The following is a 17031-nucleotide window of genomic DNA, read 5'->3' on the forward strand; positions in this document are numbered from 1 at the left end:
GCAATGAAGTATGTTTTCTAGATTTTTTATAGATCGGCCTATTTTTTCTACCGTGATCGCTGTTATTATCACATTCGCCGGAGTGATAGGGTTATATAATTTACCCGTGCAGGAATACCCATCGGTCGCTCCTCCGCAAATTAGTGTAGAAGCTTCCTATCCGGGTGCTGATGCCGAAACGTTAGCCAAAACGGTAGCAAGACCTCTTGAAGATTCAATCAACGGTGTTGAAAACATGCTTTATATGTCTTCGACTACATCATCTAGTGGAACAGTAAACATTGCCGTTACATTTGCGACGGGAACAGACCCATCCCAAGCAAGTGTTGATGTGAATAACAGGGTGCAGGTTGCTTTGGCTAAATTACCTGAAGAAGCTCGTCGTATGGGAATAAGTGTACATGAACAATCCCCATCTATGCTTCGTGTTATTGGATTTACTTCTAATGGTGCTGTACATAATGAAATTTGGTTAAACAACTACGCTATCAATCACGTTATCGATGAGATTAAGCGTATTAAAGGCGTTGGAAATGCGATGATGTTTGGAAGCAAAGAATATGCTATCCGAGTATGGCTTCAGCCAGATAAGATGGCAGCTTTTAATCTTTCCCCAACTGATATTTCAAAAGCATTGCAGACACAAAATATTCAAATGGGTGCAGGACAAATAGGAGCCGAGCCTACCGCGATCAAACAGACATTTACTTATACAGTTACCACTCCAGGACGACTGAAAACGGTTGATGATTTCAATAATATTTTAATTCGGACCGATCCTGATGGATCATCTCTTCTCCTTAAAGATGTAGCACGTGTTGAATTAGGTGCAGAAAACTATATGCTAAAAGGAACATATAATAAACATGATATGGCTGTTGCAGGAGTTTTTTTATCTCCTGGAGCTAATTCTCTAGAAGTTTCCGCCCAGTTGGATAAAGTACTTTTAAAAGCATCCGAAAAGTTTCCTAAAGATCTCCGATATCATAATCTCTTTGATACAACGAAGTTTGTGAAAACATCAATTCATGAGGTTCTTTTAACGCTTGTTGAAGCGATTATTATGGTAATCCTCATTATCTACATTTTTTTAGGTAATTGGCGTGCAACGCTTATCCCTGTTCTTGCAATACCTGTGTCAATTATAGGTACCTTTGTCGGTTTGTACTTGGTAGGGTTTTCTATTAACTTGCTAACTCTTTTTGCATTAATCTTATCGATAGGATTAGTTGTAGACGATGCTATTGTTGTTATTGAGAATGTTGAGCGGATTTTACGATCTAATGACAAATTAAGTGTTCGAGAAGCCACAGTTATTGCTATGAAAGAGATTTCTGGACCTATTATTGCAATTGTGTTGGTATTGTCGGCCGTATTCATTCCTGCATCTTTATCCGGTGGATTTAGTGGAGTCATGTATCAGCAATTTGCAATGACTATTATGATTTCCGTTGCTATCTCTGGTTTTATCGCCTTAACACTTACCCCAGCCCTTTGCCCGGTATTTTTACGAAAAGAAGAATCTGAACCGATTTTACCGATCCGATTATTTAATCAGTTTTTTGAACGCTCCACACTAAGGTTTAGCAATGGTGTTAGAAATATGATCCGCTATATCACCTTAAACCTTTTTATTTTTGCTACTCTGGTCGCTACTGGAATGTGGATGACTCAAAAAATTCCTACTAGCTTATTGCCAGAAGAAGATAAGGGCATTGTACTCCTAATGTCCTATCTTATGCCTGGATCATCGCTAGAGCGTACTATAGAGGTACAAAATCAAGTTTCTGAGACGGTGATGTCTCATCAGCAGATTGAAGGGATAGGATCTATAAGTGGATTGGACATGGGCACATTTGCATTTCAGACGGATGCAGGAATTGCTTTCGCTAATCTCAAAGATTGGTCATATCGTCCTGATGAAACCGAATCTGCAAAGGCAGTAGCAGGTCAATTGACTGAACAATTACAGCAGAATAAAGAAGCCATGATCATTGCAGTAAATCCCCCTCCTATTGACGGTATGAGCAATACTGGAGGCTTTGAACTTTATGTGGAGGATCGAACGGGAGGAGATATTCAAAAGCTAAACGATTATGTTAATGAGATCGTCGCAGAAGCGTTAAAACGTCCTGAACTTTCGATGGCTACGCCTATGATGAATACAGAGGTCCCGCAGTATCATATAACTATCGATAAAGAAAAGGCCAAAGCACTTGGAATAGATGAATCAGATATTTATGAGACACTAGGAATGACGTTCGGTTCAAATTATATTAATGATTATAATTTATTTGGTCGAGTTTATCATGTGAATATGCAGTTAGAACACGGCTTTCGTGACGAAATAGATGACTATAGTGACGTATATGTTCGTTCTTTACAAGGCAATATGGTTCCGATCAGTTCGCTCATTCATGTAGAAAGAATCGTCGGTCCAAATGTCATACAGAGATTTAATATGTTTAACGCAGGATTGATTTCAGTACAGCCCGCCCCTAAATATAGTTCGAGCGAAGCAATGAGTGCTATTGAAGATATTGCTGCACAAGTTCTTCCTAGCGGTTATACGATTGAATGGACAGGAACGGCCTATCAGGAGAAATTACTTCAGAAAAAAGGCAACTATACATTCATATATGCAGTTATCTTTATTTTCTTAATCTTGGCAGCTTTATATGAAAGCTGGAGTATTCCATTTGCAGTTTTAATGACTGTTCCATTTGCATTGTTTGGGGCTGCTCTAGGGGTATATCTACGTGGGTTAGAAAACGATATTTATTTCCAAATCGGTTTAATTACACTAGTCGGACTTACGGCAAAAAATGCAATTCTTGTTGTTGAATTTGCTCAACAGAAACTGAGAGAAGGTTATAGCCTTTATGATTCGACTATCGAGGGAGCAACAATTCGATTACGCCCGATTATTATGACATCACTAGCGTTTATTGGGGGAACAATTCCTTTAGCGATTAGTACGGGAGCTGGATCCAATAGCAGACATATTATAGGAACAACTGTAGTTAGTGGTATGACGGTATTGACATTAATAGCGATCTTTTTTATTCCTCTTTTCTACTATCTGATTATGAAGTTTAAAATGAAGCTTTCCCAAAAAAAGGTTGATTATGAAGACTAATATATCTATTTTACTTGCAAGCATTTTATTGATAAGCGGTTGTTCTCTGACTCCTCATCTCGAAGTGAAATCACCGGAACTTCCAACAGAACTAATAAAATCAGAAACTAATTCATCGATTGATGCGAGATGGTGGAACGCTTATAATGATTCTCTTTTGAATGCTTTGATTGAAGAAGCGATAAGAAATAATGATGATTATAAAATTGCTATATCAAAATTGAGCGAAGCAGAGGCATTATTGGGGCTCAATGAATCTGAGCGATATCCCAATGTAAGTGGTGGAACTTCCATTAATAGACAAAAAACTAGTCAGGAAGCTAATCAAATTGCAGGTCAAAATATATATGATACCTATCAAGTCTCTGCAAGTGTTAAATATGAAATGGATTTGTGGGGAAAATTAAAAGGTCTTAGAGACGCTGCTTATTCTCAATATTACGCAACTGCAGCTGATCGTGATACAGTACGTTTATCATTAATTGCAAATGTTGCAGAAGCATATATTAATCTTATTGCTATTAATCAGCATATTTTTTTACTGGAAGAAAAAATTAAATTGTATCAAGATGAATTTTCCTATCGTAAACAACAGTATCGGTTTGGTGCTATTGATTCCATGACCCTTGAACAAGCCCGTGTGCAGGTAATAGAGACAAAACTTTTATTGGAACAGTATAAAGAATCAAAAGAACTTAGTGAGAATGCCTTAGCACTATTGGTCGGGCGTACACCAAAATCAATGATAGATAAAGGGTTTATTGTTAAAAAAGATTTTCCTAAACCACTAAATATACCTACATTTCTATCTTCTGAAATCTTACAACAACGTCCTGACATCCGTTCTGCTGAAGAACATCTTCGAGCTATCAATTTTAATATAGGTGTAGCTAGGGCTGCTTATTTTCCATCAATTTCTTTAACGGGGAATATTGGAGTTGAAAGTTCACAACTTGGAAATTTATTTCAAAATTCAGCAAATTTTTGGGGAATAGGACCTTCGGTGAGTGTACCAATATTTGATTTCGGTCGAATTGATAAGCAAATTAAAAATGTTGAGGCACAAAAAGAGACTAGTGAAATAGTATATGCCAAGACAGTTAAAAACGCATTCAATGAGATTTATGACTCATTAAAAAAAATAGAAGCAACGCAAAAAAAATTTGATTTTCAGGAAGAAGTTTTAATAGCGAATCGAAAAGTAGCTGAACTTTCTAATATCCGCTATAGCGAAGGATATGTGGATTACTTGAATGTGATTGATGCTAAAAATAAGTTACTAAGTGCGGAACAGAATAAAATAGATCTTCAAGCTAAAATGATTATTAATCAAATTACGTTGTATAAGGCCCTTGGAGGAGGATGGAAGTAGATGCTATTTTGAATTTTCTATACTAAAACATATGGCGTATTTTTTATAATGAGTGCTTTGCGTATTATTAAATTATGTTGATATATTCTAAATCTTTTTTATCTATTTAATGTGTACAGTTTTGATTGAAAATTGCTTAACTATATATAGTGTAAAATAGTCTATTAAAAAAAGGGTTATGTATGCAAAATTCTATTATCAAACTTTATTGTAAATAACATGGCCGCCAAAGGAAAAAAATGAGATATTTCTACTACGTCCATACGGGGCACCGTATCGGTCTGGATCGCTTCCACCGCGCCGTTGCGATCGTCAACGAACTTCAAAAAGAGATCGACATCACCCTGCTGTGTTCGGATTTCCGGATCGCATCACAGGCGAGAGAATACGGGATCAAACGCGCCGTCGGGGTCGATGTCGTGCGCAACATCCCCCAAATCGCCGTTCACGGCGACAAGATCATTTTCGATTCGGCCGAGCTCAATCCGGTCTTGCACGAAGACATGTGCCGTTTTTTCTCGACGTTTGTCCGAATCGGCGACGACCCTTCCGATGCGAAGCACCCGGGCGAATTCCTGATCTCCCCCTATCTCGAAGGAGAAGGGATCTGCCGCGGCGTGGTGATCGGCGAACAATACTTCCGCCCGCTTCCCAAGACGATCGCGATGGCTCTTTTTTTCGGGGACGACGACTACGAAAAGGACCTCGAAAAACTCCAGGGGATATTCGCACCGCACAAGATGGACCTGCTGATGGGCTTTTATCATTTCCTGGGATACGAGAATAGCCTGAAAGAGAGTTTCGGGACGATCCATGATTCAGAGACATACGATGAGGTGATCCGCTCGACGAACGTTTTACTCAGCGCCTCGCCGCAGGCGGTTTTGCAGAACCTCGCCGCCGGAGGCCGCCCCGTTTACCTTCAGCGCCCCGATTATCCGCACGATTTTCTCCCCCTTTTCAAAGAACTGAATATCCCGGTCGTGACCGATCTTACGCAAGAACAGCTTATGCAAACCATAAGTACCGCTTTATCAAACAACTATCACTTAATGGATAAAAACAATACGAAAGTAATCGAATTCATAAGGAAAACTTTCAATTTATAGAAACTTTAAACCTTTTTCACTTATGATAGAGTGTTAAATTTCCAAATTAAGTGAGATGACAATGATGGATGAAAGCAGAAGAGGGTTTATCGGAAAAGCCTTTGGTGCCGTCGCCGCCGTCGGAGGGATCGCATCGCTGATCGCGATGAAGAAGACATGGGATCCGCTTCCGAGCGTCATGTCTGCCGGTTTCACGACAGTCGACGTATCAGGGCTCGAAGCCAATAAACTCGAAGTCGTCGTATGGCGGGGCAAACCGGTGTTTGTCCTTAAATATACCGAAGATATGAAACCGACCGACGGACGCAGCGTCAAAATCGGGGATCACTATTTCTCTGTAATGATCGGGCTGTGTACCCACCTGGGATGTATCCCGGCCTACCGTGCCGACCAGCACGATTTCAAATGCGCCTGTCACGGCGGTGAATTCACCGATGCGGGCATCAACAAGTTCGGACCGCCGCCGCGTCCGCTCGACATTCCTCCGTTCAAACTTGACGGCGTAACGCTTGTACTGGGTGAAGAAGGCCCTGAATACAAAGCGATGATGGCAAAAGCGTAAGGGGGGAAGTATGGCAGAATTTAAAAAAGCAGACTCGATGCTCGAGTGGTTTGACCAGCGTCTGGGTGTCGTCAACTTTGCAAAAGTGATGATGACCGAGTATTGGATTCCCAAAAATATCAACTTTTTGTGGGCGATGGGGGTATTGCTGACCGTATTGTTCACATTCTTGCTGGTCTCGGGGATCTTTTTGTTGATGTATTACAAACCGGATGTCAACCTGGCATTCGACAGCGTCAACTATACGATCATGCAGGAAGTCGCCTACGGATGGCTGTTCCGTCATATCCACGCAGTGGGTGCGTCGGTGGTGTTCCTGGTCATCTACATCCATATGTTTACCGGGATCTATTACGGCTCGTACAAAAAAGGGCGTGAGATGATCTGGATTTCAGGGATGTTGCTGTTTGTCCTTTTCTCGGCGGAAGGGTTCAGCGGATACATGCTTCCGTGGGGCCAGATGTCGTACTGGGCGGCGTACGTTATTACCGAAATCTTCGGCGGGATTCCTGTGATCGGAGACGAACTGGTGGTTTGGATCCGCGGTAACTTCTACGTTTCCGATGCGACCCTGACCCGCTTCTTCATGCTGCACGTGCTGCTCATTCCGTTGCTGATCCTCGGTGCGATCGCCTTCCACTTCTACGCGCTCCGTTTCCCGCATGTCAACAACGAAGACGGCGAGTTTTTCGACTTCGACGAAGAGGCCGAGAAATACAAAGCAGGCAAGAAAAAAGAGTCCAAAGTCGTCCCTTTCTGGCCGGTGTTCCTCTCGAAAGACTTTTTCGTCCTCGGGTTCTTTATGCTCTTCTTTTTCTACCTGGTCTTCTTCCATTACGGGTTCGCGATGGACGCGATCAATTTCGACAAAGCCGACGGCCTGAAAACCCCTGCCCACATCTACCCTGAGTGGTACTTCCTGTGGAGTTACGAAGTGTTGCGCGGATTCTTCTTTGAAATCGCCGGTATTTCCGGAAAAGACCTCGGTCTGATCGCATTCGGAATCGCGAACGCGATTTTCTTCTTCATGCCGTGGCTGGACCGCTCGCCGATGGTTAAACCGGCGAACAAGCGCCCGTATTTCAAATACTGGTTCTGGTTCATGATGGTTGACCTGATCGTGTTGACGATTTACGGAAAACTGCCTCCGACCGGTGCCAACGCATGGGTAGGATTCGCGTCATCTCTGACGTTCCTGACGCTGTTCGCGTTGCTGCCGTTTATTACCAAAGCAGAAGCTAAAAAAGTGGGGGGCAAATAATGAAAGAGTTTAAAATCTTGGCCGTCATTGTTGCTCTTGTCGGCATTACCTATTACGGGATCGAACCGTATGCGCACCACGTGATGCATCCGGAGGTCGCACCCGCCGATTTCACGTTCAAAGATCTGAAAAACGTTGATACGTCGATTGCAGGGAACCCCGAAAACGGGAAAGTCCTCGTCGAAGCCAACTGTATCGCGTGTCACTCGATCGAAACGGCGGGCCATCCGCAGATGATGCCAAACGCCGATGCTGCCGCCAGCTACGGCGTCGTTCCTCCCGATCTGAGCGGAGCGGGGTGGATTTACGACAAAAACTATTTGGCCAATTTCATCTTTGATCCCGTCAGCGCGATGAAACTTCAGCACAAATACACGCCTGAAAGCGGCAAACAGTTCCCGATGCCTTCGTACAACTGGATGTCGGCGCAGGAAATCATGGATATCGTCGCGTACCTGCAGTCGATCGCTCCCAAAGCGAAATCGGGGACCGAATCGCATAAAAATACATTCGAAGCGGCATGCGGACGCTGCCACTCCATGGCCTATGCGGGACTCGAATCGACCACGCCTCCCGATGTGATCAAAAACTACATGGGAGCCACACCGCCGGATCTGTCGCAATACATCAAAAGCCGCGGCGAGCACTACCTTTACAGCTTCATCAACGACCCGCAGGTTCTCCTGCCCGGAACGTCGATGCCCAGAACGGGTCTGAACCAGAAAGCCCAAGAAGAGGTCATCGCCTACATGGAAGAGATCGGCGACCGCAAAAAAGCCGAACGCGAAAGCCTCGGGCTTTACGTGATGCTTTATACCGCGGTATTCGCTCTTCTGGCCTGGGCGTGGAAACGCAAAATCTGGTCGGAAGTACACTAAGGAGTCAGGGATGAAAATGATTAAAATGATGGCTCTTGCCGCACTGCTCGGCAGTGCGGTCATGGCAAACGAAACGCTGGCCCTGAACATGAGCCAGATGGAAAACGGCCTGAGCAACGTCCAAAAAGGGTTTTTGTACAACGCACCCGTCCTTATCAAAGGGGGCATCAGCGAAATCCAAAAAGCCAACGCGTTGTTTCATAACGCCGATGCGACCAAAAAGTATCTTCCTAAAGAAAAACAGCATATGAGCAACATCGCCTTCAATGCCGCGAAGCGTATCGACGCTTCGAGCAACGAGCTCATCAAAGCGCTGAATAAAAAAGAATACTCCAAAGCGAGCCAGTCGTATTCGGAGATCGTCAACGCCTGTACCGCGTGCCACGCCGTCGTTCGCGGCTGGTAAAGCGTACCTGCGCCCCGCGGGGCGTTCCTTCGTGTCTGCGCCTTTGGTTGTGCAGCTTTCTCTAATTCCTCCGATAAATAAAACTCCAAACAACATTTCGCTACACTCCCGCCATAATGGATAAGGTTTAGATACAAGGATCACTTTGCTAGTTGACAGTTACGGCCGTACGGTCGATTATTTGAGGGTGTCGGTGACGGAGCGGTGCAATTTCCGCTGCCAGTACTGCATGCCCGAAAAACCCTTTTCGTGGGTTCCCAAAGAGAATCTGCTCAGTTTCGAGGAACTGTTCGAATTTATCCGCGTGGCGATTGACGAAGGGGTAAAGAAGATCCGCATTACGGGGGGTGAGCCGCTTCTGCGCGAAGACCTCGACGCCTTTATCAAAATGATCCACGACTACAAAAACGACATCGATCTGGCGATGACCACGAATGCCTACCTGCTCAAAGGATCCGCCCAAAAGCTCTACGATGCGGGACTTCGGCGGCTGAACGTCTCGATCGATTCGCTCAAACCCGACGTAGCTGAGAAAATCGCCAAAAAAGACGTTCTCGGTCCCGTACTGGCCGGCGTGGAAGAGGCGCTCAAAGTGGGGATGAAGGTTAAGGTGAATATGGTTCCCATGAAAGGGCTCAATGACGGGGAAATCCTTGACGTTCTCGAGTACTGCAAAGCCCGCGGTATGACGGTACGCTTCATCGAATACATGGAGAACGTCCACGCGGAGGTGAATATCAAGGGGATGCAGAGCCCCGAATTGCTGGAGATAATCGGTAGCCGGTACGCGTACGAAGACCTGGGATTCGACGGCCACTCCCCATCGCACTATTACCGTCTCGAGGACGGCTATGAATTCGGGATCATCGAACCCCACAAAGACGATTTCTGCACCAAATGCAACCGCATCCGCCTCACCGCCGAGGGCAACCTGATCCCCTGTCTCTATTTCGACGAGGCGATGAGCATCCGTGACGCCGTCCGTCGGGGAGACATCAAAGAAGCGGCGCTGGTGCTCAAAGAGGTCGTCCGTACCAAGCCGGAGAAAAACCGCTGGAGCGAAGGGGATGCAGAAGCCTCGAACCGCGCCTTCTACGAAACGGGAGGGTGAGATGCTCTACCTGGTAGAACATTTTTACTCCGTGCAGGGGGAGGGAAAATATACGGGACATCCGTCGATGTTTTTTCGCTTCGGAGGGTGCAACCTGACCTGTGAGGGATTCGGGTGCACCGAAATCGCCCCGGACGGGAGCGAAGTGATCGGATGCGATACCGTATATGCCGTCGACCGAAAGGGATTCGGCGGGATGTGGATGGAGATCGAGGAACTCCAGACGCTGATCTGGATCATGAACGGCTACCGCCTTCCTCCCCATGTCGACGTCGTTTTGACCGGCGGGGAACCGCTGGTGTACGCAAGCGAGCCGATTTTCGTTCAGTTTATCGAATACCTGGTGTCGCAGGGGCACCGTGTGACCTTCGAGACGAACGGGACGATCGCACCCGACTTCGGGCGCTACCCTTTTTACCGGGAAGCGACCTACGCCCTTTCGGTCAAGCTCTCCAACAGCGGCGAGCCCAAAGCCCGACGGGTCAGACCTGAGGCGATCACCGCGATTGTCGCCAATGCGAAAGAGTCGTTTTTCAAATTCACCGTCGACGAGCCTTCCTTGATGAACCACATCGAGACGGAGATCGACGAGATCATCGCCGAATACCCCTTCACGCCCGTTTACTGCATGCCGCTGGGCGGTGACAAGGCGCATATCGAAGCCAACTGCGAATCGGTGATCGAGTTGTGCAAACGCCGGGGATTCATCTATTCCGATCGTCTCCATATCCGTATCTGGGATCAGAATCACGGGGTATAATATCGAGATTACTTGAGGTCGGAACAGGTGACCTCAAAAGGCAGTGACCCATCATGATTATCCGTAAACTTTTCAAATTCGAAAACGCCCACATCGTCCGAGGTTGTTCCACGCAGCGTTGCCGCGCCTCGATCCACGGCCATTCGTACAAGGTCGAAGTGCTGTTCGAATCCAAATACCTCGACCGGGGGCAGATGGTGTACGATTTCGGCCTGATGAAGCAGGGGATGAAAGAGCTGATTGATAGTTTCGATCATGCCGTGGCGATCTGGGATGCGGATCACACCGAATACATCGACGCGATGAAAGAGTATTCGGCACGGTGGGTCCTCCTCCCCGTTTCCCCTTCCTGCGAGCAGTTTGCGCGGGTCATTTTCCTGATGATCGACCGTTTGCTCTGTTCCACCCACATGATTAACGGTGAGCGCGGGGTAAGGCTGCACAGCGTCATCGTACACGAAACCGACACGGGATACGCGCAGGCGTTCGAGGAGGACGCTTATTCGGAATGGATGGGGACGATTGCGCTCGATGCAATCCGTTTCAGCAAAGAGGTGCGCGAGGGGTGGAGCGATCCGCAACTGTGGGAAAAGGTCCTCAACGGCGATATCTTCGTCAACCCCGATACCGTTTAAACGGTAATCAAAGAGTTTTTTTCGAAAGCGCTGAAGGGCCAGCGTGTGGGGATCACTTTGACTTCCGAGCCTTTTTCCAGCCTTTCGAGTGCGGCATCGACCATCACATAGGCGTTGGCGCGTGAAAGAGGGAGGACCATTCCGGGACCGAACTTCGGGCTCGGGGTGAACGATTCCCCGTCGTACCACCCCGGGATCAGCGCCCTTCGCCCTTTTTTGACGCGGAAATCTTCTCCCATTTTCGCCGCAAGGGCAGAGAGGTATTTGTCCCCCCGACCGCTTAGTGCAAGAATGGCACTCTGGGCGAAGAGTTCGAAACACAGCGCCGCGGCCAGGGGATTGCCCGGGAGATTGAGGACCAGCGTCGAGCCGATCCGTCCGAACGTCGTCGGTTTTCCGGGTTTGATGTCGACTGATTCGAAAGCGCTCTCAAATCCCAGTGAGGCGAACGCCTCTTTGGTATAGTCGGCATCGCCGACGCTGACGCCTCCGGAGGTGATGATGAAATCGGCACGCAGCGCGCTGCGGATGTGTTCACGGATCGATTCGAGCGTATCCTGGGCGGTGCCGGTAAAAATAACGTCACATCCCAGCTCCCGTGCCCGTGCGGCGAAAGTGGGGGTGTTGGTATTGTAAAGCTGTCCCGCACCGACGCTTTCGTAATGCATTTTCAGCTCGTTGCCCGAAGAGAAAAGGGCAATACGGGGACGGCGGAAAAGGCGTACGTGCGTAATCCCCTGCGACGCCAGTAACGCGATGTGGTGAGCGTGCAGCAGCGTGCCGGACTCGAGCAGCACCATCCCTTTTTCGATGTCTTCGCCGCGAAGGCGGATGTGTTGGGAAGGGCGGATCGAAGTGGGGAGGGTGACGCGCCCTTCTTCCAGTTGAACCTCCTCGACGGGAACGATAGCCTCGCATCCTTGCGGAATGCGCGCACCCGTCATGATCCGGATGCACTGGTCTTCGACCATGCGGATCTCTTCTTGATCGCCGGCAAAGATGGTGCACGACTGGGTGAGGGTTTTCCCCGCATCTTCCACCCGTACGGCATAGCCGTCCATCGCCGAGTTGTCAAAAGCGGGGAGGGGATACGCGGCGCTGACCTCTTGTGCCAGAACCCGGTGAACGGCGTTTTCGATCGGCTCGATTTCGCTTTCGAGCGGATGGGAAAGCGCGTAAATTTTTTCGAGCGCCTCTTCTACGCTGATCGCCATGGTGCCTCCTTCAAAACGGCGTGCGGATCGCACGGTCGCGGTTTTAAAAATGATAGACGATTATAGGCAAATTAAGGTAAAATCCCCTTTATGGAAGCTATGTATGCAGCGGGATTGAATATCCACTATTTCGGGGTCATTGTGCTGATGGGGGTCGTCCTCTTCAATATCGTCATGCTCGCCTTGTCGCAGCAGGTGGTTCGCTACGCGAAGCGGATGCGGATCGTGATGCCCATATCGGCATCCCTGATCGCCCTGATCCTTTTTACGGGGGCGGTGATGATGGCGGCCAAGCAGTTGGCGTTTAACGCTTCGAACGTGGCGATGATCGCCGTCGCCGTCGTCATGATCGTGCTGGAAGCCAAGCGCTACAAAACCCTTAAACGCCGGACCGACATTTCGAAGGAAGGGGCGTTTGAAGGTTACAAAGCCAAAGCGTTCCGTTTTCTGGGGATCGAGATGGCGCTGCTGGGACTGATGACGGGATGGATGGTGGCACTGTGAAATTTTTGCTCCATCCCGACGCGGGTGCGCCGGAGCTGAGCGTCAGCGGGGACGACTACAAATACCTGATCAAAGTCCGCCGTCACAAAAGCGGTGACCTGATCGCGTTTCGCAGCCGCAGGGCATTGCAAGAAGAGTTCCGTTACCGGTTGGAGAGAACGGAGGGAAAAAGCGCGTTGTTCCGTCTTGAAAGCCGAAGAGAAGCTCCGTGCGAGGCAACCCGAAAACTGCACATAGGGTGGTGCCTCGTGGACCCCAAAACGGTGGAAAAAACCCTTCCGATGCTGAGCGAATTGGGCGTCGGGACAATAACGTTCATCCATTGCCGCCGTTCGCAGCGCAATTTCCGCCTTGATTTCGAGCGGTTTGAGCGGATCTTGGAGAGCTCCATTATCCAGTGCGGCCGCACCTCCTTGATCGAATTGCGCGAGAGCCGCAGCCTCGGTGATTTTTTAAACGACCATCCGGATGCCGTTGTCATGGATTTCGGCGGAGAGCCTTTGCGGGGAGACGAGGGGATCGACACCATCGTCATCGGTTGCGAAGGGGGATTCGACGACAGCGAACGAAAACTGTTTCGAAACATCCGTTCATTCGCGGTCCCGACCGTCCTGCGCTCCGAAACGGCGGCGGTGGCCGCTGCCGCGGCGCTGTTGTAAAAAAATCTTTTTTAAGATATAATTCGCCTCCAAATCATCCGCCCCCGTACGGATGTAAAACTATACCGGCCGACGTACAACGACGTCGACCACCAAGGCATAACCTAATGAAAAAAGATCTTCACCCTAACGTTGTCGAAGCAACGGTAAACTGCGCATGCGGCAACACGTTTAAAACAAAGAGCGTCAAAGAATCGATCCGTGTCGATATCTGCAACGAATGCCACCCGTTCTACACCGGTTCTGAGCGTCAGGTCGACACTGCCGGACGTATCGATAAATTCAAAAAACGCTACTCGCTCAACTAATCACCCAAGCTCCCCGGGGAATCCCCGAGGGGCCTTTTGCTCTCGCAATTACGCTTGCCTCTTTAAGGCAGAACCGGGAAGAACCATGCTTTCACTTGTCCCCACTCCCATCGGAAACATTGCCGACATCACCCTTCGTACACTAGAAGCTCTCGCGCAGGCCGAGGTTTTATTGTGCGAAGATACCCGTGTGACGAAAAAACTTCTCCATTTCCTGAAGGAACGCTACAACCTGGCCATTGCGCAAGAGCAGCAGTTTGTCAGTCTCCACTCCCATAACGAAGCCGATTTTCTGGCGGGTTTGAGCCCCGATTTTTTTGACCGCAACGTTGTCTACGTCAGCGATGCGGGGATGCCCGGCTTCAGCGATCCGGGGCAGATGCTCGTGCGCTATTGCATCGACAACGGGGTTGAGTACGACGTCCTTCCCGGAGCCAATGCCGCGCTGACGGCATTTGTCGCCAGCGGTTTCGTGGAGACGAAGATGCTGTTCGCGGGATTCCTTCCGCACAAAGGGAACGACCGTTCCGCCGCGTTGCAGGAGGCCCTTTTCAACGGCTATACCACGGTACTGTACGAAGCACCGACGCGGCTGGAAAAACTGCTGCGGGAGATTTCCGCCGCCGCGCCGCTGCGGGAAGTTTTCCTGGCAAAGGAACTGACGAAAAAATTTCAGCGCTTTTACCGCGGCACCGCGGCCGAGCTGCTTGAGAGGATGGAAAAAGAGATCCGCGGGGAATGGGTCGTAGTGATCGGAGCCTCGGAGGGGAAAAGTTCGGCGCTGTGCGAAGCCGACATCCTCGCTCTCGACATACCCAAAAAAGCGGCATCGAAGCTGATTGCCCGGATAACGGGCGAAAATCCCAAAGAGTGTTATCAGCGACTCTTAAACACATAGAGATATAATAACCGTTAAAAAACATTTCAAGCCCGCGGGCACAAGCAAAGAGAGCAGAATGCTTATTTACGGAAAACAGCCCGTATTCTACGCGCTGGAGCGCCATAAAGACCGGATCAAGACCCTTTATCTGGCCAAAGAGATCGACAAAAAAGAGTACGGCGCCCTCATGAAAATGGGCTTCGAGATCAAGCGTATCCCTCCCAACGCCGCGCAGTCGATGGTGAAGGGGGGAAACCACCAGGGCTACATAGCCGATATCTCCCCGGTCGTTCCCTATGCCTCCCCGTTTCTCAAACGGTGCGATTTCGTGGTGGTGCTCAGCTCCATTACCGATGTCGGGAACATCGGTTCGCTGGTCCGCAGCGCGTATGCCCTCGGGGTCGATGCCCTTGTCATCTGCGGGATCAAAGAACCCAATCTCGAGCCGATTATCCGTACCAGTACCGGGGCCGCGCTCGATTTGCCGCTGGTGATCGTGCACAACATCCATGATGTCATGCACGAACTCAAACAGTCCAGATTTACCCTTTATGGGGCAATGATGGAAGGCAAGGACGTACGGGAAACGCGTTTTGCCCCCAAGCGGGCGCTGATCCTCGGAAACGAGGGCGAAGGGCTCAGCGGACGGGTTCAAAAAGGGCTGGATGAGGGGGTGTCGATCCGGATGGCACACGATTTTGATTCCCTGAACGTCGGCGTTGCCGGCGCAATTTTGATGGAGAGAATGCGATGAGTAACTACAAAACGTTTGAAGATTTGCAGGCCCTTGGATCGGAAAAAATCCATGAAAGAACCCATATTTCACGGGATAAACTTGCGCTGGTACTGGACAAAGCCTACGACAAGATCGGGCGGGTTCAGTTTATGGGATTTCTCTCGATTCTCGAACGCGAATACGATGTCAATCTCGATCCGATCCGCGACGAGTATGACGCCTACCGCCAAGAACACGCCGAAGCGCTTGCCCCCAAAGCATCGGTAATCCTGCAGGCCCCTTCGAACGCCAAGCGAAAATGGCTGATCGCCGGTACCGTTGCGATCGCGCTGCTGGTCGGAGGAGGCTCATTTTTGCAGAGTTTCCTCTCCAACGAACCGCGCGAAGAGGTGATGAAGCTCACTTCGCTGGCGGTTGAAGCGGTCAAAGAAGCGGCCGAAACCAATACCAGCGTCGAAACCAACGCCACCACGGAGACGAACCGCAGCATCACGGCGGCCGAACACAATACGACCAAACCGCTTTCCCCGGCTTCGGCGGGAACGACTACCATCCTTCCGAAATACAAAGTATGGGTCGGCATGATCGACAAAGCCACGGGTGCCAAAACCCAGAAAATCACGGGTGATCCGATTGTGATCGACACTTCCAAAGAGACGCTGCTTGTCCTTGGCCACGGAATGATCGAGATCGAGACGGCGGGCGAAAAACAGCAACTCAAAGAGAAAAATACGGTCCATTTCTGCGTTGAGAACGGTGCGCTCAAACAGATCCGCCAAAGTGAATTCATGGAACGCAACGGCGGGAAGAACTGGTAAGGAAGATTACGGTGCGTTTCGCGGCCTTGTTGCTCCTTGCCCCGCTGCTCTCTTTCGCGGCGAATCCCGCGCGCATCCAGGCACGAATAGTTTTCGAGGGGGAGCCCGCCGTTGCGCTTAAAACGCTTCAGAACGGTTTTAGCGCCGTCGGATACCGTTTGGACGTACGGAGTTTCAGTGTCCGGAACAAAGAGGGCGAGATTTCGGGCGAAGCGCACGGGATCCGTCCCTTCGACGCGGCGGCATTTGCTGAAAACATGGCCGAGGAGGGGGTTTCGGTTCTCAACGAGGGATCATCCAAAGGGGTGTTCAAGATTCGCATGAATGCCCGAAACGGTATCTGGAACGTTCCCCTGATCGCCCCCGAAGAGGGAGCGCAGCTGGAACGTTCGGCCATCCCGCAATGGTTCGGGGTGGAAGCGGGACAGACGATCCGCATCGAATCCCCCTATGTCGGGAAATGGTATCCCGACGTCGCTGTTCTTGATGCGTCGATGCAGGTGCTGTATTCCGTACGGTCGGAAGTCCCGAAAGAGGAATACGCCTTTGATCTTCCCCCCGGAGCCCGTTATCTTAAAGTTTCCAATACCTGGGGAATGAAAGCGCTTCGGGAAGGGACGTGGGTCGAGTCCAAATCGCCCGGCCGCTAAGTCTTGAATTATAGATAAACTAAGCCTCT

General features: G+C 49.3%; 18 protein-coding genes. 17 read left to right on the forward strand and 1 reads right to left on the reverse strand.

Going from position 1 to position 17031, the window contains the following annotated elements:
• Positions 1 to 10 precede the first annotated feature (10 nt).
• The 10 genes from E0765_RS11875 (at position 11) to E0765_RS11920 (ending at position 11233) form a co-directional block, all read left to right on the forward strand.
• The gene (locus E0765_RS11875) at positions 11 to 3139 is read left to right on the forward strand and encodes an efflux RND transporter permease subunit (RefSeq protein WP_132813444.1); all 3129 of its coding nucleotides are present in this window, start codon (positions 11 to 13) and stop codon (positions 3137 to 3139) included.
• Positions 3129 to 4511, forward strand: coding sequence for an efflux transporter outer membrane subunit (locus tag E0765_RS11880; RefSeq protein WP_132813445.1), 1383 nt, complete (start codon positions 3129 to 3131; stop codon positions 4509 to 4511). Before E0765_RS11875 ends, E0765_RS11880 begins: the two co-directional genes overlap by 11 nt.
• Positions 4512 to 4750: 239 nt before the next feature.
• A complete protein-coding gene (locus tag E0765_RS11885; protein WP_132813446.1) occupies positions 4751 to 5620 on the forward strand; it encodes a hypothetical protein in 870 nt (289 codons plus the stop codon).
• A 61-nt stretch (positions 5621 to 5681) separates the two neighbouring features.
• Complete coding sequence (locus E0765_RS11890) at positions 5682 to 6182, forward strand: Rieske 2Fe-2S domain-containing protein (RefSeq protein ID WP_132813447.1); 501 nt, start codon at positions 5682 to 5684, stop codon at positions 6180 to 6182.
• A 10-nt stretch (positions 6183 to 6192) separates the two neighbouring features.
• On the forward strand, positions 6193 to 7443 hold the full coding sequence (locus tag E0765_RS11895; protein WP_132813448.1) for a cytochrome bc complex cytochrome b subunit: 1251 nt from the start codon (positions 6193 to 6195) through the stop codon (positions 7441 to 7443).
• Positions 7443 to 8321 (forward strand): c-type cytochrome, encoded by an 879-nt coding sequence (locus E0765_RS11900; protein WP_132813449.1) that lies wholly within the window; start codon positions 7443 to 7445, stop codon positions 8319 to 8321. Before E0765_RS11895 ends, E0765_RS11900 begins: the two co-directional genes overlap by 1 nt.
• 10 nt (positions 8322 to 8331) lie before the next feature.
• Positions 8332 to 8727 (forward strand): hypothetical protein, encoded by a 396-nt coding sequence (locus E0765_RS11905; protein WP_132813450.1) that lies wholly within the window; start codon positions 8332 to 8334, stop codon positions 8725 to 8727.
• 145 nt (positions 8728 to 8872) lie between these two features.
• Positions 8873 to 9838: a GTP 3',8-cyclase MoaA gene (moaA, locus tag E0765_RS11910; protein WP_132813451.1), complete on the forward strand. Its 966-nt coding sequence runs from the start codon at positions 8873 to 8875 to the stop codon at positions 9836 to 9838.
• 1 nt (position 9839) lies between these two features.
• The gene (locus E0765_RS11915; RefSeq protein WP_132813452.1) at positions 9840 to 10598 is read left to right on the forward strand and encodes a 7-carboxy-7-deazaguanine synthase QueE; all 759 of its coding nucleotides are present in this window, start codon (positions 9840 to 9842) and stop codon (positions 10596 to 10598) included.
• A 53-nt stretch (positions 10599 to 10651) separates the two neighbouring features.
• Complete coding sequence (locus E0765_RS11920; protein ID WP_132813453.1) at positions 10652 to 11233, forward strand: 6-carboxytetrahydropterin synthase; 582 nt, start codon at positions 10652 to 10654, stop codon at positions 11231 to 11233.
• Here the strand turns inward: E0765_RS11920 and glp are convergent.
• Positions 11230 to 12447: a gephyrin-like molybdotransferase Glp gene (gene glp / locus E0765_RS11925; protein WP_132813454.1), complete on the reverse strand. Its 1218-nt coding sequence runs from the start codon at positions 12445 to 12447 to the stop codon at positions 11230 to 11232. The genes E0765_RS11920 and glp overlap by 4 nt on opposite strands.
• 90 nt (positions 12448 to 12537) lie before the next feature.
• On the opposite strand from glp, the gene E0765_RS11930 reads away from it, so the two are divergent.
• The 7 genes from E0765_RS11930 (at position 12538) to E0765_RS11960 (ending at position 17002) form a co-directional block, all read left to right on the forward strand.
• Positions 12538 to 12951: a hypothetical protein gene (locus E0765_RS11930; protein WP_132813455.1), complete on the forward strand. Its 414-nt coding sequence runs from the start codon at positions 12538 to 12540 to the stop codon at positions 12949 to 12951.
• Positions 12948 to 13610 (forward strand): RsmE family RNA methyltransferase, encoded by a 663-nt coding sequence (locus E0765_RS11935; RefSeq protein WP_132813456.1) that lies wholly within the window; start codon positions 12948 to 12950, stop codon positions 13608 to 13610. The genes E0765_RS11930 and E0765_RS11935 overlap by 4 nt, the downstream gene beginning before the upstream one ends.
• A 107-nt stretch (positions 13611 to 13717) precedes the next feature.
• Positions 13718 to 13918 (forward strand): 50S ribosomal protein L31, encoded by a 201-nt coding sequence (rpmE, locus tag E0765_RS11940; protein ID WP_132813457.1) that lies wholly within the window; start codon positions 13718 to 13720, stop codon positions 13916 to 13918.
• An 85-nt stretch (positions 13919 to 14003) separates the two neighbouring features.
• On the forward strand, positions 14004 to 14816 hold the full coding sequence (gene rsmI, locus E0765_RS11945) for a 16S rRNA (cytidine(1402)-2'-O)-methyltransferase (protein ID WP_132813458.1): 813 nt from the start codon (positions 14004 to 14006) through the stop codon (positions 14814 to 14816).
• 58 nt (positions 14817 to 14874) lie between these two features.
• Complete coding sequence (locus E0765_RS11950; protein WP_132813459.1) at positions 14875 to 15552, forward strand: RNA methyltransferase; 678 nt, start codon at positions 14875 to 14877, stop codon at positions 15550 to 15552.
• Positions 15549 to 16352: a hypothetical protein gene (locus E0765_RS11955; RefSeq protein WP_132813460.1), complete on the forward strand. Its 804-nt coding sequence runs from the start codon at positions 15549 to 15551 to the stop codon at positions 16350 to 16352. The genes E0765_RS11950 and E0765_RS11955 overlap by 4 nt, the downstream gene beginning before the upstream one ends.
• An 11-nt stretch (positions 16353 to 16363) precedes the next feature.
• Positions 16364 to 17002, forward strand: coding sequence for a hypothetical protein (locus E0765_RS11960; RefSeq protein ID WP_132813461.1), 639 nt, complete (start codon positions 16364 to 16366; stop codon positions 17000 to 17002).
• Positions 17003 to 17031: the final 29 nt, after the last annotated feature.

The sequence above is a fragment of the Sulfuricurvum sp. IAE1 genome, from assembly GCF_004347735.1.
Lineage (GTDB): Bacteria > Campylobacterota > Campylobacteria > Campylobacterales > Sulfurimonadaceae > Sulfuricurvum.